The sequence below is a fragment of the Flavobacterium poyangense genome (assembly GCF_011751075.1).
Taxonomy (GTDB): Bacteria; Bacteroidota; Bacteroidia; order Flavobacteriales; family Flavobacteriaceae; genus Flavobacterium; species Flavobacterium poyangense.
Window position 1 is genome coordinate 20760 of record NZ_JAALLN010000021.1, and the last position, 18992, is coordinate 39751.

Annotated in this window: 11 protein-coding genes; 9 read left to right on the forward strand and 2 right to left on the reverse strand. The window is 32.2% G+C overall.

The window, feature by feature from the left end; translation table 11 throughout:
- The 9 genes from G3A47_RS20245 (at position 1) to G3A47_RS20285 (ending at position 15874) form a co-directional block, all read left to right on the forward strand.
- Positions 1-3816: an NACHT domain-containing protein gene (locus G3A47_RS20245; RefSeq protein WP_208328380.1), complete on the forward strand. Its 3816-nt coding sequence runs from the start codon at positions 1-3 to the stop codon at positions 3814-3816.
- A gap of 278 nt (positions 3817-4094) precedes the next feature.
- A complete protein-coding gene (locus G3A47_RS20250) occupies positions 4095-4721 on the forward strand; it encodes a putative polyvalent protein kinase domain-containing protein (RefSeq protein WP_166925716.1) in 627 nt (208 codons plus the stop codon).
- Positions 4718-5776, forward strand: a complete 1059-nt coding sequence (locus tag G3A47_RS20255) for a DNA polymerase beta superfamily protein (RefSeq protein WP_166925718.1) — start codon at positions 4718-4720, stop codon at positions 5774-5776. The genes G3A47_RS20250 and G3A47_RS20255 overlap by 4 nt, the downstream gene beginning before the upstream one ends.
- Positions 5777-5988: 212 nt before the next feature.
- Positions 5989-6261: a hypothetical protein gene (locus G3A47_RS20260; protein WP_166925720.1), complete on the forward strand. Its 273-nt coding sequence runs from the start codon at positions 5989-5991 to the stop codon at positions 6259-6261.
- 731 nt (positions 6262-6992) lie between these two features.
- Complete coding sequence (locus G3A47_RS20265) at positions 6993-7955, forward strand: multicopper oxidase domain-containing protein (protein WP_166925722.1); 963 nt, start codon at positions 6993-6995, stop codon at positions 7953-7955.
- Complete coding sequence (locus G3A47_RS20270; protein ID WP_166925724.1) at positions 7952-8380, forward strand: hypothetical protein; 429 nt, start codon at positions 7952-7954, stop codon at positions 8378-8380. The genes G3A47_RS20265 and G3A47_RS20270 overlap by 4 nt, the downstream gene beginning before the upstream one ends.
- Positions 8381-8420: 40 nt before the next feature.
- Positions 8421-9890: a tyrosinase family protein gene (locus G3A47_RS20275; RefSeq protein WP_166925726.1), complete on the forward strand. Its 1470-nt coding sequence runs from the start codon at positions 8421-8423 to the stop codon at positions 9888-9890.
- Positions 9891-10204: 314 nt separating this feature from the next.
- Complete coding sequence (locus tag G3A47_RS20280; RefSeq protein WP_166925728.1) at positions 10205-10639, forward strand: hypothetical protein; 435 nt, start codon at positions 10205-10207, stop codon at positions 10637-10639.
- Positions 10640-10798: 159 nt separating this feature from the next.
- Positions 10799-15874, forward strand: a complete 5076-nt coding sequence (locus G3A47_RS20285) for a DUF4132 domain-containing protein (protein WP_166925730.1) — start codon at positions 10799-10801, stop codon at positions 15872-15874.
- Positions 15875-16310: 436 nt separating this feature from the next.
- On the opposite strand, the gene G3A47_RS20290 is transcribed toward G3A47_RS20285, so the two are convergent.
- Together G3A47_RS20290 and G3A47_RS20295 are read right to left on the reverse strand one after the other, a co-directional pair.
- A complete protein-coding gene (locus G3A47_RS20290) occupies positions 16311-18089 on the reverse strand; it encodes an AMP-dependent synthetase/ligase (protein ID WP_166925731.1) in 1779 nt (592 codons plus the stop codon).
- A 170-nt stretch (positions 18090-18259) separates the two neighbouring features.
- Positions 18260-18694: a hypothetical protein gene (locus G3A47_RS20295; RefSeq protein ID WP_166925733.1), complete on the reverse strand. Its 435-nt coding sequence runs from the start codon at positions 18692-18694 to the stop codon at positions 18260-18262.
- Positions 18695-18992: the final 298 nt, after the last annotated feature.

Genomic DNA, 18992 nt, shown 5'->3' on the forward strand with positions numbered 1-18992 from the left:
ATGATATTAGAAAAAATTTGCAATTTTTTTAGGATTAATAAAAAAATGATTTTTATTAATAAATATAATAAGGGATCTACAATTACTCAGACACATATTGAAAATCTTAATTTGAATTCAAAGGATGAGTTTGAAGATCTTCTGTTACCTAAAATTTTAAAAAGTAGTTTAACAGAAAATGATAAAACTAAATTTGTAAATATTAAGACCACAGATTTTTTATTAGATAGATTTTATTTCGAAAATGAAAAAAATGATATTATAAATTTTTTTAATGAAAATCAAAATAAAGTAGCGTTAGTTGATATCATCAAAAAGCAAAATAAAGTAATTTTACTCGGTAATCCAGGCTTAGGAAAAACTGTTGAATTAGAGCGTTTTGCAAATGATCTATGGAAGGACAAAGAAGATGACTACGTTCCTGTTTTTAGGAATTTAAAAAACTTTACTACTATAAATACAATTGAAGATTACATTAACTTGAAGTTTAGTAGATTTCAAAAAGTTGTATTTATTTTGGATGGAATTGATGAAATTACAGAAATTCAGGATTTTACATCTAAACTTGAAAATTTTATTCAAAAACTTGAAATTGAAGAAAAAGAATTTAAGATTATACTAAGTTGTAGAACTAATGTTTATGAAAGAATCGTAAAAGGGGTATATGATTTAAAAATTTATTACTTAAAAGATCTTGAATACAATCAAAGTATTGAACTTTTAAAAAATAGATGTGGAAATATTCTCGATTCTTTTAATTTAAATGAATTGGATGTGAGTTTTCTTAAATCACCTTTCCAAGTCAATGTCTTAGCAAATTATATAAATGAAAAAAAATCTCTTCCAACAAATAATGCAGAATTATGGAAGGAATATATTGAGAGTAGATTTTCTATCGATGAAAATGTAAAACTAAAAAAGATTACCCTTGATGTTACGCTTATTAATGATTATTGCAAAAAAATATCTTTGATAAATGAGTTGATGCAAACCAATGTATTTGATGAAGATAATTTGTTAAAGATTGTCAAAAAAAACTACCACGACTTTAAAGAATTTAAAAAAAATCCACTGATTGAATATCAACTCCAAACAAAAAAATGGAATTTTGAGCATAGAAATATCCAAGAGTATTTTGCTTCATTGTCAATATCGGATTTAGAATTTGAAGATATTAAAAAATTTATTTTTATTAATGGAACAAATAAAACACATCCTTTATTGTTTAATATAATAACATTTGTATTAAATATTTTAGATGATAAAACAATTAAGTTTGAAAAATTAATTGATTTTTTGGTTAGTAATGAACCAGAATTGTTATTCAGGTCTGAAACTGATAGAATTACAGATGTAATAAGAGTTAGGGGTTTTCAAAAATATTTTGAAGATATATGTATTGAAAAAACATATTGGATAGATACAAACAGAACTTTTAGTGTAGATGAAATTGCAAAATTTGGAGATTGTGAAATCAACTTTGATTATCTAATTAATATAATAAAAGATAAAGAGAGGCATTTTAGAGCAAGGATTTCTGCTTTGAACCTAATTAGTTTTTTTAAAAAAATATCAACTGCCAAGCTATTTTGGTTTAAAACTTTTTTGATTGAAAATTTATCAGATAATAATAATTCAAATCAAATTAAATCTAGTATACTTCATTGTGTTGCAAGAATGAAAATATGTAATAATAATGAGAATTATTTAGAAAAAATCTTAGATGTTTTTAAGAATGAAACGAATAAAGAAATTAATGTCGAAATTTTAAATATAATTAATGAGTTTGATTACATTGATTTGTATTATGATTTTATCAATGAAGAATTTTTAAGAGAAAATAATATAAAACCTAGATTAGAGAAAGATGAAGTGTCAAGAGGAAATAGTTATGTGCTTAATCAATTAATATTAAAAATTACAGATTCGGATAAATTCATGAATTTTGCCCAGTATTATTTTGATAGCAATAATAATATAGATATTTATACAAGTGATGAGAATGAGTTAATACAAAAATGTGTGCAATTTGATAGTAATGATGATGAATTTATTCTTAAAATGTTTAAGAAATTAGATATACAAAAAGCACATTTTTATTTTGAACGACCAATAATTGAATTAATATCCAAAATCAGTAGAAAATCAATTAACGGAATTTTTAAATATTTAATAAGTTCTTATGATTTTAAAGATATTAATTATGTATTGTCATTTTTAGCTAATGATGAAAATATTTGGTATGCAATTGAAAAGTTTAAAACTGTAATAAATGTTGAACATAAAGAAATAGAATACTTTAGGAATACTGTTGCAAATACTCAGAAAAGAGAGTTAGCTAAGATTTTTAATGATGAAATGATAAAAATTGGTTTCGATTTTAATGAAGAGATGTATTCAGATGAAAAGGTTTTAAAAATTCAGGAAGATTTTGAAAGTAAGCCTCAAAAGAATTTTGATATACTATTTAAAAGAGATGACTTACTTGATGAGATTAAACAAGTTTTCAATTCGAATGGAAAAGAAATTAGTAGAGAACAATTTAGTGAAATCCATTTAGAATGGTATAAAAAAAATGGACATGCAAATAAAATAGATAAATCATTAAATATATTAAGTCGATTAATTTATCAAATAAAAAGTCCAGTTTTATTTGTTGATGTAGAGAAAATCATCAAAGAGGATAATTTTATATTTAATGAAATAAAAAAAGAAATTAAAAGTAATGAGAGAAATAAAAATAATGTTAAGATTTCTGAATCTCAAAAAAAATATATAAAAGATTGGGTTGCACAAAAAACTATTGAAATTAATTTTAGTGAAATCTTTACTGTAAATTCTTATGAATATTCGCAATCAAAAGATTATAATAAATGGGACGACGTTATTTATTTTTCAAGGAAGCTAGATTTGTTTTTGCCTCAAGATTTTCTATTTAATTCTTTAATTATTCCTGAAATTAGTAGTTACAGTGAAGATAAAAGTTGGTTTGATTTTTTTAAAGAAAAAATTATTGATAAAAATGCACTTAATAATAGGATAAAAGAAAATATTCAAACTTTAAATCTTACAGCATACGTTTTGGAAAAACATATAAATTATGCTATTGAGAATTTGCTAAAAGATGTTTTTCCAGAAATTAGAGACTATTTACTGAATCACAAAAGAGAGTATAATTTCAAAAAGCAATTGTTCAATTTTTATAAGTTAGAAAATGATATAAAATTACTCAAGGAGTGTTGCAATGATATTTATAATTTCAAAACATGGGAATCAATTTCTATTTTATTAGAAGAAGGATTAGAATATGATTTTTGTCGAAGTAAAGCTCTTGAATACTTAGAAAATATTGATAATGATGACAATAAAAGTTTTATATCGAACTCTTTAAATGTGCTTTTTCAATTAAAGTCTGAAAAAGCTATCGAGTTTTACTATAGATTTTTGAATGCTGATTTATATGCTTCCGCCCATTCAAATTATTTTGAAAATTATGATGTTGTCAAAGATTATAACATTATAGAATCTTTTTTTTATAAAATTTATTTAGATGAAAAATCTGATAAAGCATTCAATAATTCAGCAAGATTTCTAGATCAATATGTTTCTAATTTATCAAAAGTGGAAGAATCTTATCATGAGGTTCAAAAAGTATTAGTGGGTATAAGAGATAAATTAAGAATAGAAGGAGAAGATACTGGAATATTTCAAATTAATTTATTGATTGATAATTCTAATTATAGTTATGTTAATTCTAAATCAAAACCTTTACTATTTAATGATGCATTAAAAATAGTTGAAGAGATTTTAAATTAAAATTTTTAAGAAAACTGTTTTTTAAATTTGCTATTTTCTAACTTCATATCAACAATTTCAATAAAACAAAAAATGTGCAGAACTTTTCAAAAAAAGTTCTGCACATTTCAATTATATGTTTAGAAAAGATAAATTCCTATTTGCCTTTCATCAACTTCTCTAAATATTCAACCTTATCTTTTTCAGCCTAAACCAAACGTTCATAAACCGCAACAATTGCATGTATATGCCCAACAAATAGTAACATTAAAAATCCCTATATTTGCACTATAAATTTCATGAAACATGAGCTACAAAATATCATTTCAGGAAAGAGCCAAGTTAGGCATGGAAATTCTATCCAAACAATCTCCCGTTACCTTAGAAAAAGCGAGAGCTCAGGCGGAGCGCTTAAGTCAGGCAAGCAAAGCAAAAGTGAAGAAGCAGCGCTAATAAAGCAATTTTGCAATAAAAATGGTTTTTGGATTACGGCAATAAACCTCAATACTTTTGTTTCTTCGGGTGCCGAACAAAAGGTTTATCTTCAGAACAGACATAAAGTAATCAAGTTAAACGACAGTATCTATTACGAATCCTGGGAAGATTATTTCAATAGTTTGTTGCTGAATAATTTCTTCTTTCCCGATACTGCTTATCAATTAATTGGTTTTTATGAGCAAGATGAGGTTTTGTACGCTGTGGTTGAACAGAAATTTGTGGAATCCGACAAGATTACAGAACTCGAAATCGTAAAACAATTTTTAACTTCAAACGGGTTTATTAACACTAGAAACAACGATTATTTTCATCCTGAACTCGGAATTATTCTCGAAGATTTGCACGATGAAAATGTTTTGACTTTTCAAGGGAATCTATTTTTTATCGATACCGTTTTCTATCTTACAGCACAATTTTACAAACCATGACCATTCAAGACTTAAAATCCCAAAACCTGATTCTTTTTGAAGTTATTTCAGGGAGTAAATCTTTTGGGTTAAATACACCAACTTCAGACACTGATATAAAAGGCGTTTATTATTTGCCAAAAGAAAAATTCTTTGGGTTAGAGTATATTCCGCAGATTGCTAATGAAACCAATGATGAGGTGTATTATGAAATTGGTCGTTTTACAGAATTATTGCTCAAAAATAATCCTAATATACTCGAAATTTTGGCTTCGCCTGAAGATTGTATTTTGTACCGACATCCGTTGATGGAAAATCTAAAAACAGAAGATTTTCTATCAAAACTCTGCAAAGATTCTTTTGCGGGTTATGCCGTTACTCAAATCAAAAAAGCGAGAGGTTTAAACAAGAAAATCGTAAATCCGTTACCGAAGGAGAAGAAAAGTCTTTTGGATTTTTGTTATGTTCTGGAAGATTATGAAACGGTTTCGGCAGTAGAATTTCTGGCAGAGAATAATTTAAAACAAGAGCAGATTGGTTTGGTCAATTTGCCTAATTCAAAAGGAATGTTTGCTATGTTTTATGATGCTGGAAAGACTTTGGGATATAAAGGAATAATTCAGAAAGAAATGTCCAATGAAGTTTCGGTTTCTTCGATTCCTAAAGACGAAAAGTTGATTGGTTATTTATCCTGCAATCAGGACGGCTATTCCAAATACTGTAAAGAATACACCGAATATTGGAGTTGGATAGATAAGCGCAACGAAGAGCGTTACAACACCAATCAAAAGCACGGTAAAAACTACGACAGCAAAAATATGATGCATACAATCCGGCTTTTGCAAACGGCTGAGCAAATTCTGTCAACCGGAAAGTTAAACATCAGAGTTTCTAATCGTGAAGAATTGTTAGATATAAAAGCCGGAAATAAAGATTATGATGATTTACTGCAAATGTCCGATGATTTGATTCTTTCTATCGAAAATCATTATAAAACTTCCTCTTTGCAAGAAACACCAAACAAAGAAAAGACGTTAGAAACTTTGATTAAGATTCGGGAAGAATTGTATCGGTAATCGGATTCTTTGAAGAAATATTGTCTATTTTTTTTAAGCCACGATAATAATTATACTTTTATTAAATTTATAAATAATTAAATTTAATAAAAGTTTAGATTTTACAATTTGTAAGAAATTTATGTTAATTTATTTGATTAGCAATATTTATAGTTGTACGTTTGTTATGTCAAAGCATATCTAGGAGTAATCTTTATAAAAACTGTTTAGATATGCAAAAAGAAAATCAAAAGGCATCAAAAAAAGACGTGGTGCCATCCGTAGTCAGTTTTCTTTCGAATGAATTGTTCGAGGGAGAGTTAAGAGAACAACCGTTGTATTTGCAGGAAATTTTCGAGTTAATGCTCGAAACCGAGTATGGCAACAATCTTGACCTAAGGCTAAAAATGCTCAGTTGCTTAAGGAGCAGCAGAAACTTAGCCGAAACATTATCTGTATTTTCAGATAAACAAATTCATAAAGCCTGTGTTATTGCAGCGACTTAATTTTTAACATTCTAATTGTAGAATGATTGGGAAGCTCCGTAACTACGGAGCTTTTTTTGTTTTTTGGCTGTCTGTTTTTGGGTTCTTTTTTTGTGTTTAATTTTCTCTTCTCGTTTGCTTTGTCATTCCGAAGAATGAGGAATCACACACGAAACTCCACACAGCACGTCGCCAATCTTTGTCGACTTACTAGTGTGATTTCTCCTAAAGTCGAAATGACAAATGACTGCTTCCCTTGTCATTCCGGATGAGGAATCACACACGAAACTCCACGCAGAATGTTGCCAATCTTTGTCGACTTACTAGTGTGATTTCTCCTAAAGTCGAAATGACAAATGACTGCTTACTTTGTCATTCCGAATGAGGAATCGCACACGAAACTCCACGCAGAATGTTGCCAACCTTTGGCGAATTACAGCTGTGATTTACTCCGTCAATCCGCTACCGATCAGATTACCTACATTGAAAAAACGATAAAAGACTAGATAACCCAAAACGACAAATCCGACAGGTTTTTAAAACCTGTCGGATTTAATTTAATTAATTTAAAAATAGGAATTAATATATTTTAAGGAATGACTGGACAACACAAAAGAGTGAGGGAAACATCTACTTAATCAGGATTTTTACTACAAAAACAGGTATTTGTACGTATTCTTGTGATTTTAATTAACTCTAAATTTGAATTGTAAAAGCATAATGGGCTGATAAACATTAATTTGAGTTTAGAAATGAATAGTTGGAGTAAACACAAACTGGTATTTCCTTTTTTGTTTGTTAGTGTTTTTTTGTTTGCCCAGAACGAAAGATTAATTATTGGCCGGACAACGGGTAAGTTGACAATCACAAAAAATGTGACCATACGAACCTTTGGTTTTACAGATTCACTTTCGGGACAGGTCACTTTTCCGGGATCGGAGATTAATGTCAGGGAAGGAGATAGTGTGAAGATTGATTTTTGGAGCATTTCGCAAGGAAATCCGGTCTCTTTGTATTGCAGGGAAATCGAATTCGAGCAGCGGAATAAGGAAAATGAAGTAATGAAAGTAAAAGAACCGATTCATCATATGGAGCATGGTTTTTATTCTTTTCAGGCTAAAAAAGCGGGCACTTATCTGTATTATAGTCCCGAAAACTATCCTTTTAATCTTCAGGCCGGAATGTTTGGAGTAATCATCGTACAGCCAAAAGATACAGATTCTACAAGCCTTAAAGCATCACAGGAAGTTCTGTGGTGTAGCAATGAAATAGATACAAAATGGCACACTGATGCCATTATGGGAACAGAATACGACCCAAGAAACAAACCGATAGTTCTGCCGGGTTATAAACCTGATTATTTCCTGATCAATGGCGAAATGGCAATAAACCACAAAGGGTTGCATTTGCCGGAGCGCAAAAAAGAAACAGTGTTGCTGCGTTTGGTTAATTCGGGATTATACCTTCATGAAATAGCGTTTCCGACAGCTGCAAAACTCAAGTTAATTTCGGGAAGCACTACTGCTATTGAGATTCGGTCAGAAGGATCTAAAGTTACGCTTCAACCCGGGCAATGTTTCGAGTTGCTTATTGATTTAGAAAATGTTGTGGAGAATGAACAAATTAGGTATCAGTTTATAGATCCGGTTTCCAAATTGGGACGTTACGAGGCTAATATCCCTGTTTTTTATAAAAATTTAAATAAAGAGCCATGAAAAAAATTGTCATTTCTTTTGTTTTGCTTTTTTGCTTTTCGATTGCTTTTGCACAAAAGAAGCCTACTTTTTCTGTAGTGGGTGATGCCACAAATAAAGAAAGTCTGCAAAAAAACAAACGACTGGATATTTCTAAAATTAAAGTCGCAAATATTTCCGATAAACCTATATATCTGGCTTGGGAAACGGTCTCTAATACATTTCCGAAAGAATGGGACTGTTCGATGTGTCAGCATGGGGCTTGTCAGATCGGAATTCCGAAAGGTTCAGCTTTTAATAAACTAAATGCCGATCAGCAAGGTTTTATCGCGATACACGTAATTCCTGCCAACAAATCGGGTAACGGAATCGTAAAATTTAAAATTTACGACAAAGCCAATCCGGACTATTTTAAGATTTTAACTTTTGAAGTCAATGTACTTTAATGCCCATAAACAAATCAGTATTCACTTAAAACAAACAAACATGGAAAGAAAAATTATTTTATTCTTTATTATCCTGACCACAGGATTATGCTTTGGTCAGAGTAAAAGTACGGCGCAATATATCCGATGGAATGTTAACACGCCCCAAGGAAAGGCAAATTTGGATGCAATGAATGTAGCCTTCAAAAAAATGCGCGATTTGGGCTGTGAGAATGGTCTTTCGTGGTATTATCAGGGAGCAATACACAGTATTCCGAATGTAATTAATGGGAAAAATGTACTTTGTTCTGTATATCAGACCAGTAAAGACAAATTATGGGCTTGGGCCGATTGTACTCATAATGGTACAGAAAATGCCAATTTGAATTTTCTTTTGTGGAACAGAATGTACATTTGGTATTTAGAGAAAATTGTTCGTGAGTTTTCCGGAAAGGCTGATTTTGCTTTGCCATATTGGAATTACGGTAGCACAATAACTGCTGACAACATTATGGGGGAAGAATTAAGAGATAAATCAGGATCTTTGTATACAGCAGCGCGATATAGTATTCTGAACAACGGAAGACCAATTTTACCGGATCAGGTGAATCAAATTCAATTGGCGCTTAACGAGTTGAGAACGAATCCTTCATTTAGCGGAAGTGCCGGATTTAGTAAAAGTCTGGAAGGTTCTCCTCACGGTTATATGCACAATCTGATTGGTGGTGGATATGCAAATCCGAGTGAAAGTTATTATAACGAAATATACCAGTTGCCTAATTATTCAGGGCTAATGGCAAATGTTCCTTCGGCCGGTTTTGATCCTGTTTTTTGGTTGCATCATAGTATGGTGGATCGTATTTGGGAATCTTGGGATGTTTCGGCTTATGGTCAGCGTCCTACTTTAGAAGAGCTAAAAGACAAACCTTGGCCTTACGAGTTTATTACACCAGACGGAGGTCGTATTACGTACACAATGGAAGAAGTATACAAAATCGTTTTTAATCTGGATTATAAATACGATAATTTACTTTACGGATCTAAAACTTCTGTGTTAGCGGCAAACGAAACAAAAGGAAAAGAGAGAATTTCATTTCAGGATTCAAAAGAGAAAGTGATCTGGGAACAGAAAGTTGGAAAGATATTGGGAGCGAAAGCCTTTACTCACAAAGTAACCGGTACATCGGCTAAAAACACTCTTAAGGTTTTTAAAAGCAGCAATTCTAAAATAGTTCTGAATTTAGATGTAGTGGTTTACAAAGAACCAAAAGATTATTATACTGTTTATCTGCGTTACAAAGGAAAACCGGATCAGTATGTTGGAACAATGACTTTCTTTGGTGTGGCTCATGATCACGGAACGGGAGAAAAACATGAAATAGGTGAGGACGGAGTAAAACTTACTTTCTCCTACTATATTTCAGATGATTTAGCAAATAAAGCCGGAGACTTTGATATTATCATAAAAAAGACCGGAATTGGCGATGCGAAAGTAACACTTGAGAAAATTAGTACCGCAGAAATCAACTAAGATTATAGAATCTAAAATAATAATAGCAAAAAGATCGATCAATAATAAAGGTTTTATTGATCGATTTTTTTATTGGCGTTACTATACAACAATCGGATTCAGACTAAAAATAAAGTAATTTGTGGAAATTCGTGCAATTGGTGGCAAAAACAACTTGCCGCGAATTTCGCTAATTTCCACGAATTATTTTTTTAAAAGAGTTCGTAAGGAAGAAGTTGGTACGACCATTTTTTAACAGTTAAAATAGGTTATTTTAATGAAAAGCTATCTTTTAATTTCTTATTTTACCTATCCGAAAACTATAATCAGAACAAATGAATCTTAACATATCAGTCAGGCAGTTAGGGAAAAAACATCCGATTCTTCAGGATAAAAATATTGAGATAGCTGCAGAAAGAGCGACAATTACTACACAAACTCTTATTGAACTAATTGTAGATTATCAAGTTCAATTATTCAATTCTTCTTCTTTTGAGTTTGATGAGGAAGATAAAATTCATCTTCCCAAAGAAAATTATTTACCTATTTTAACGGATACAGGAAAAGTTGGTTTTGGGGCACTTTACAATCACAATAAAGTGAATTTAGCGAAAGCGAAGGAAAATGCTATTGTGGCTTTTGAGGACGGACTGTATGCCATTTTTTATGGCGATGATGCGTTAGAAAATCTAAATCAGGAAATAAATCTGGAAGAAAATAAACCATTAATTTTCATCAGACTTACTTTCTTAGCGGGAAGTTATTGGTAAAAACGAGAATCAATTTCAATTTCAAGAATCAATTTTGCCGTCGAAACAATTCCATTTAAAGAGTAATAGATTTTTAGGCAAAATATAATTCACATCATACATTTCACATTTCACAAAACACATTTCACAAAAAAAAATAATTTAAAAAATAACGACATTATGTCTATAGAAGATGTTCTTAAAAGTAAAACAATAGAAAAACCTTTTGCAAGGTTTAAAAAAGAATTAGAAGAGATTGTAAATAGTGGTTTAGTTTCTAAACTATTTGCAAAAAATAAACTCAAAAAAGAAGTTGCCGAATTTGGACTTGCATTATTAAAACTCGACGATCATTATTCCGGGGTTTATGTTTCTTTAGGATCTAAAAAATGCAATGTATTTGAAAAGTGGATTAAAACAGACCTATGGGAAAATAAAGAGTACTACGATTTGCTGATTTATTTTTTTGGTGAAGAAAATGCAAAGTATGTGAAAAATGCCTGGGATTTACTGCCTCAAAAAATATATCAGAGCGGTTACAACAGACGTTCATTCAGAGCGCCAAATAATGAACGGTTTTTATTTGTAAATCAGATCAATTTTATACGTTCCCTAGTTAGTGGACCTTTTTTGTATAATTACCCAAATAATATTTATTACGATTTAAGTTTAGAAGATCAGATTCGCTATGACACCGAAATCACAAATCCGGTAAATCAATTTATGCTTTGGTCGGCAGCAATTGACAGTGATAATGGCACTTTGTTCCAGTTATTTGAAGACATTATTTTTAATAAAGACCCAAGAGGAAAAGTTTCCCGAAATATTATCAAGGCGCTTTTAAACAGCAATAAAAAAGAAGCATGGGAGCTTGTCGGGAAATTATTACTTGCTGCGCAAAGGCAAGAAGGATTACGTCAGACGGTTTTAGAAGCATTAGACGAAACCAATGTTGGTGCATTGCAATATATGATTGAGGTTATTATCGAGAATAAATTAACACGATTTTCATCGGTAGTAAGAGCAATAGATACCTGGACCGGTTTGGGCTGGGAATCTGAAAAAGAAACTACGGTTAGAAATATTATTCAGTTGGCAGCTGATTATTTTGCAAATCCTGAAACTTTAGAAAAAGCATTTCAGAGCAAAAACAATAACGAAGTTTACATTGCGCTTTGGGTTCAAGGCGTTTTAGATGTAGAGAAAACAGTTCCGTATTTGCATGAGCTACTGGAAAAAGGAACGGTCGAGAAGAAATGCCTGGCTCTAAAATTTGCAGGAGAAACGGGTGATCCTTATATCGAAATGCCATTGTATTTTAAAGCATTAAATGAAGATAATCTACAAGTTTTAGCTTTTACGATGTCACATTTGAATAGTTTGTTAAATGCAAATGTAGTATCAAAGTATTATACAGATAATGCAGATTATCCTAATTTCTTCGAAAAAGTATATGCTTTAGCGGAATCGACAACTGTCAAAGAAAAAGTTTTTGAAGGTAAAGTATTTTCGTGGCTAAACGTAAAGTTTGAAAAAGATTCGCTTTATGCAGCCGCAATTTATCTGATAGGTGATAATAAAGAAAGGTTAGAACTTGTACTTAATCAGTTTGAAGGTTTGTCTATTAACCTAAGAGAAACACTTACTAAGGATATATTGAAAGGGTTTTACAGTTATTCTTATTACGCTATGCGAAGCGATGATGAAGAGGCTAAGAAGTTGCCAACCGATTTTCAAAAAAACTTTGCACTCAGAATTCTAAAAGACAGAGGAGAATCGATTGTTGCATCTGCGATTAATGTTCTGAAGAACGTTGCATTAAATGAGGAAGAATTAGAGGTGTTTCAGGAATTATTTAAACGCAAAAATTCTAATTTAAAGAAAAACTTAACCCTGATTATTTTAAAGCAAGAAGATCATAATATAGTATTGTTTGTAAATGGTATGCTGGAAAAAGGAGATTTAGAACAACGCATGTCTGTTTTAGATTTGATGCTTCAATTGCAAAAAAGTGACAGACTTGAGGAAAAAGTAAACGAGTGGGTCAAAGTTTATGCTGCCCGTCCAAAAATTACAGAAAAAGAAACCAAGTTTTTAGAACAGTTAGAACCTGAAAAAAAGAAAGATATCCTGAGTGTAGAAAACGGCTATGGATTTTATAATCCAAATGAAGTAACGTCTTATGCATTGCCAAAACCAGAAGAGGATTCTTTGTATGCTAAAACAGTAAAAGCGGAACAGTATGGTTTTTCTAAACCAATGGTGCATATAAAAGCCGAGATTGCTAAGCTTTACGGGCTATTTGAAGAGTACAAAGATTACGAATACGAAATTGAATATTATGATAATACCAGAACAACGGTACTTCTGGGCAATCAATTTAGTGAGATAAAAAAATTAACAGATAAACCTACTAAGGAAGAAATAGAAAATAATTATCCGTTGTATCAGGTTTGGTCGGATTGGTTTACTAATTCCGGACTGGTAGAAAGAGACTTGTTTTTAATGACTCTGGTAGTAAATTGCGACCGAAAACTATGGAGAGATTTTCTCGACAAGTATGTGTTTTATTACAAGGACCTATTGCCAAACCCGATAAAAAATGGATACGATTGGAATAATCCAATCCTGAAAATTCTGGAGGCACTAAAGTTAAATTATCCATTTAAAGAAAAAGAAGATTTTGTTATTGATGCCTGTAGCGCTTTATTTTCTAATCTGCCCGAATCTGTTTTAGAATACGAACATAAACCGGGGAAGAATGAATATTATTACAGCAGTGACAGAAACAATAATGGATGGCAGAATCAGGGCTATTTTAATGTATTTCTCCATAGTATTAATTTGGAGAGTTTAACAGATGAACAGAACAAAAAGGTCTGGAACTTATACAGATGGAGACAATTTAATGGTTTAAAGCAGAATGCTGAACTAAATAGACCTCCTATTCATTTGTACTGTATTGCTTTTGAACAAAAAATAATTACGGAAGGGGAATTGTACGAAGGTATTTTGGAAGGAGAGAGAATTAAAGTCCTGACAGGAGAGAAAAGACATTACCAGCATTATGGAAGTGAAGGATTAATTAAAAGATTTCCGTTTTTGACTCCAATGATTGATAAAATCAGAGAAACATTTTTGGATATTGAAGTAAAAAGAGGAGATTCTAATACTTCAGTTACGCACTTGGTTCAGAGTTTTCAAAAAATATACGGAATCAACCGTTTTGTTGACCTGCTTACGGGACTTGGTAAAGCTAGTTTGTACAAAGGGTATATTTATTCCTGGAGCTACACCGATTTAAACAAGCAAAAGTTGTTCAGTTTTCTATTAAAAAATTGTTATCCGTTGCCTTCCGATTCGCAAGAAAGATTTAATGATTTTATTAAGAAAGCGAAAATAACAGAGGAAAGACTGATTCAATCTGCTATATATGCACCTCAATGGCAGAAATATATCAGTAAATATTTAGATTGGAATGGACTTGACGAAGGAATCTGGTGGCTTCATGCGCATACCAAAACGACAAGTTACAGTGCGACGAATGCAGAATTAGAAAGTGAAGTAGCTAAGTTTTCGGCTTTAGATCTGCAGGATTTTAAAGATGGCGCAGTAGATAAAAATTGGTTTATATCGGCTTATAAGCAATTGGGTAAGACAAGATGGGAAATGTTGTATGAATCGGCAAAATATGTAACAGACGGCAATGGTCACAGAAGAGCCAGAATGTATGCTGATACACTTACCGGTGATCTTAAAATTAGAGAAGTAACAGCAAAAGTCAAAGATAAAAGAGATCAGGACTATTTACGAGTGTATGGTTTAGTACCGTTAAGTAAAACCAGTCCGGAGAAAGATATTTTGTCTCGTTATGAGTATCTGCAACAGTTTAAAAAAGAAAGCAGGGAGTTTGGTTCTATGAAACAAACCAGCGAAGCATTGGCGTTAAGAGTGGCGTTAGAGAATTTGGCACGAAATGCCGGTTATCCCGATCCTGTACGATTGACCTGGGCGATGGAGACCAAACAGGTTCAGAATATATTGTCGAAAGATACTAATGTAACGATAGACGATACAACAGTAAGTTTGGTAATTGATAAAGAAGGAAAAACAGATTTGGCAATTTTAAATCTGAAAACGAACAAAGAATTAAAAGCCATCCCACCAAAAATAAAAAAAGAAAAAGCAATTTTAGAATTGACAGACTACCGAAAAACCATGCGTGAGCAATGGGTGCGGTCTAAGAAAGGGCTGGAAGAAAGCATGATTCGAGGGGATGAATTTTTGTTTGCAGAAATGCAAAATCTTTTTGAACACCCTATCATTTCCAAGCATCTTGAGAAATTAGTTTTTATTTCAAATGACAATCAAATTGGTTTTTATGTGGAAGGGAATCTGATCTCTGCTTTAGGCGAAGTTCTTTATTTGAATGAGAAACAAACTTTTAGAATTGCACATTGTTACGATTTGCATAAACAAAATGTCTGGACTGATTTTCAAATGTATTGTTTTGATACAAAATTGAAACAGCCTTTTAAACAAGTATTCCGAGAATTATACGTTCCAACTCCGGATGAGTTAAAAGAGAAATCAATTTCAAGAAGATATGCCGGCCATCAGGTTCATCCGAAACAAACGTTGGCTTTATTGAAGAATAGAGGATGGAAAGTGGATTATGAAGAGGGGTTGCAAAAAGTTTTCCATAAAGAAGGATATCAGGTCAAAATGTATGCACTGGCAGATTGGTTTTCGCCTGCAGATGTAGAAAGTCCTACTTTAGAGACCATTCAGTTCCATTCTTTAAAAGAGTATAAGAATATTGCTTTTGAAGACATTAATCCACGTGTTTTCTCAGAGGTCATGCGTGATATCGATTTAGTGGTAAGTGTTGCACATGTTGGAGGAGTAGATCCGGAAGCGAGTCATTCGTCAATAGAAATGAGAGCAGTTTTACTTAGAGAAACATTGCGATTGTTTAAAATTAAGAATGTTGAGATAAAAGAAAATCATGCCTTGATAAAAGGAGAAATGGCAAATTACAGTGTTCATTTAGGAAGTGCGGTGGTACATCAGGTTCCTGGAAAATACCTGTCGATTCTGCCGATTCATTCGCAACACAGAGGACGTTTGTTCCTTCCGTTTGCAGATGATGATCCAAAATCTGCCGAAGTTATGTCTAAAGTTCTTTTGTTTGCCAAGGACAGTGAAATACAAGATCCGACAATTTTAACACAAATTGATAAGATATTCGCTTAGAATAAATACATTTTTGGCTGAAATGAAAGCAAAAAAGCTATATATCAATTGTCTATAAGGCAATGTAATGATCGTTCAGTGGGAGGATTTCCTGCTGAGAATTATGGATGTGGTAGGGGTTTTTTAGAATTGAAGCGTAAAATGTAGTTTTAAATTCAACATAAATATAGAAAGCGTCCTGATATCAGGGCGCTTTTTTTGGAGTATAAATTATTTCTTATGTTAAATCGAAAATGTCAGGCTGAGCGAAGACGGGCTATTTGGAACGAGGGCTTCGGCTTCGCTCAGCCTGACAACCGTTTTGCCTGACAATCGGTTGTTAATTGTAAATAGGGCGTCTAATTTATAGAACTTAGGAAGTTATTTATGAACTAAAAACTAAAAAAGGACTGTCTATGAAAGACAGTCCTTTTAGATACAGTAACAATTAAGTCCTTTAATTATTTCCGTAGATTTTAATATAAAGATCGTTGTAGATTTCTTTTATAATTTTACGTTTCAGTTTCAGCGTAGGGGTAAGTTGTCCGCCATCGATAGACCATACATCCGGAGTTAATTCAAAACGTTTGATTTTTTCCCAGTGGCCGAATTTTTCGTTAATGCTTTCTACTTCTTCATCGATACGTTTGATTACTTGTGCATTGGTGGCGATTTCGCTGGTTGAGTTTCCTAAAGTAATTTTATGGATTTTGGCCCATTCTTTTACGAATTCAAAATTAGGTTGAATAAAGGCTGCCGGCATTTTTTCGCCTTCACCAATAACCATGATTTGCTCAATAAAACGGGATTGTTTCATTGCGTTTTCAATTAATTGAGGAGCAATGTATTTTCCGCCTGAAGTTTTGAACATTTCTTTCTTACGATCGGTAATTTTAAGGAAACCTGCGGCGTCGATTTCTCCGATATCTCCGGTATGGAAATAACCGCCTTGTAAAGCCTCTGCTGTTTTTTCAGGATCTTTGTAGTAGCCTAACATTACATTAGGTCCTTTGCAAAGAATCTCACCGTCTTCGGCAATTTTTACTTCAACGTTGTTGATTACTTTTCCAACAGTTCCAATTTTGAAACCTCTGTTTCTTTGATCGTTTACTGCAATTACAGGTGATGTTTCAGATAAACCGTAACCTTCCATAACCGGAATCTCTGCTGCTGCAAAAACTCTTGTTAATCTCGGTTGTAAAGCGGCACTTCCCGAAACCATTAAATCCAGATTGCCTCCTAAACCTTCTTTCCATTTGCTGAAAATTAGTTTACGGGCAATTTTTAACTGAAATTCATACCAGGCTCCATTAACTCCGTATGGCTCATATCTTAAACCTAAATCAATAGCCCAGAAGAACAGTTTTTTCTTGATACCGGTTAATTCAGCTCCTTTGGCATAAATTTTATCGTAAACTTTTTCTAAAAGTCTTGGAACAGCTGTCATAACAGTTGGTCGTACTTCTTTTAGATTGTCACTGATTTTATCAATAGATTCCCCAAAATAAACCGAAACACCATAATATTGATAGATGTATAAAATCATTCTTTCAAAAATATGGCAGATTGGTAGGAAGCTTAAAGCTGTACTTTTCCCCGGATCAAAAGGAATTCTAGGGGAACTGTCTAAAACATTTGAAACAATGTTTCTGTGCGAAAGCATAACCCCTTTTGGTCTTCCTGTCGTTCCGGATGTATAAATAATAGTCGCCAAATCATCGGCTTGAATGCTGTCTTTTCTGGCCTCAACTTCAGACTGATTGCTTTCGTCTGCACCCAAAGTCAGTAATTCTGACCAGTGTTTGCAACCTGCAATTTCATTAAAAGAATACACGTCTTTTAAAGTCGATACATTGGCCTGAATTGCTTTTACTTTCTGATATACTTCGTCGTCAGAAACGAAACAGTAAATACTTCCACTGTGGTTTAAAATATATTCGTAATCCTCTTCGGATATAGTGGGATAAATCGGAACGTTTTGTGCACCCGTTTGTAAAATACCAATATCCATGATATTCCATTCGGTGCGGTTGTTAGAAGTGATTAAAGCAATTTTATCATCTTTCTGAATGCCCATGCGCAATAATGCTCTAGAAACAGCATTTGCTTTAGCAATATATTCCTGGCTTGATGTTTTTTCCCAGGTTCCATTTTTTTTGGTCGCTAATGCAACCGGAAGATTATAAGTCTCTTGTTGATAATAAGGAAAATCAAAAAGGCGTGTGATTGAAACCATGTTTAAAATATTGAATTTTATTGCAAATTAAATAAAAAAATGATGGAATTTTTAATTTTGTAGAATTTTATGGCAAAAATTGTAACTACTATTAAAAATCAACGAAAACGTTTTCTTTTCGATAGTAAATTTTCAAAAAATCAAGAAATGTTTAATTTTTGGCCCTCAAATTACTGCACATGAAAATCTTCATATGTTTTTACTCTTTCTCCCATCAAGAACATTTTCTTCTTTATAAAATGGATGGAAAGTTGTGTATAATTCCATTCGTCACTGTCATTTGTTCTGTACCAAAAGGTATAAGATGCACTATTGAAACCCTCTTTAAAAACGGCAACACCTTCCTCTGTACATTCAACGCCCCAATTTATCTTTTTTTTACTTAAATCGTCATTCTGAATTACACCTGTTCCGTCCGGATTTAGAACTGTACTGGGTTCTTTTTTTCCAATTGGTAAATAAGTTCCTTGCATCGGATAGGGAATAGTTGTGGTGATATAACGTTCGCGACCTTTGTAAACAATTTTATCGATGGCTATATCTTGCGAATAGGATTTTGTAACAATAAAAAATAAGGCAAAAATAAATGCTTTTACAATTTTCATTCGATGTAGGTTTTAGTTTTTTGGAGTTGCAAAAAAACTTTGTAGGTTTTTAGCGAATATAGTTTAAATTTCATTAAAAAATGAATCCAGATTAGAAGAATGAGATTTTTTTAAATATTTCATTTTCAAAGTATAATTATAGTATAGGAAACAGTTCCTTTTAATGGTGTTGTTTTTAGCGGATTTGAAAAAGGACACAAAATAGCAGGGGATAAGAAAGTCAGGCTATAGCTAATTTTCTCATATGATAAAGATTATTTGCGGAATTGGGAATGCCAGAACTAACTTTAGATGCTGT

Excerpts from the sequence above, each read along its gene's own strand:
- G3A47_RS20245 (WP_208328380.1), top strand. The coding sequence starts at position 1 with ATGATATTAGAAAAAATTTGCAATTTTTTTAGGATTAATAAAAAAATG.
- G3A47_RS20250 (WP_166925716.1), top strand. The coding sequence starts at position 4,095 with ATGAAACATGAGCTACAAAATATCATTTCAGGAAAGAGCCAAGTTAGG.
- G3A47_RS20255 (WP_166925718.1), top strand. The coding sequence starts at position 4,718 with ATGACCATTCAAGACTTAAAATCCCAAAACCTGATTCTTTTTGAAGTT.
- G3A47_RS20260 (WP_166925720.1), top strand. The coding sequence starts at position 5,989 with ATGCAAAAAGAAAATCAAAAGGCATCAAAAAAAGACGTGGTGCCATCC.
- G3A47_RS20265 (WP_166925722.1), top strand. The coding sequence starts at position 6,993 with ATGAATAGTTGGAGTAAACACAAACTGGTATTTCCTTTTTTGTTTGTT.
- G3A47_RS20270 (WP_166925724.1), top strand. The coding sequence starts at position 7,952 with ATGAAAAAAATTGTCATTTCTTTTGTTTTGCTTTTTTGCTTTTCGATT.
- G3A47_RS20275 (WP_166925726.1), top strand. The coding sequence starts at position 8,421 with ATGGAAAGAAAAATTATTTTATTCTTTATTATCCTGACCACAGGATTA.
- G3A47_RS20280 (WP_166925728.1), top strand. The coding sequence starts at position 10,205 with ATGAATCTTAACATATCAGTCAGGCAGTTAGGGAAAAAACATCCGATT.
- G3A47_RS20285 (WP_166925730.1), top strand. The coding sequence starts at position 10,799 with ATGTCTATAGAAGATGTTCTTAAAAGTAAAACAATAGAAAAACCTTTT.
- G3A47_RS20290 (WP_166925731.1), bottom strand. The coding sequence starts at position 18,089 with ATGGTTTCAATCACACGCCTTTTTGATTTTCCTTATTATCAACAAGAG.
- G3A47_RS20295 (WP_166925733.1), bottom strand. The coding sequence starts at position 18,694 with ATGAAAATTGTAAAAGCATTTATTTTTGCCTTATTTTTTATTGTTACA.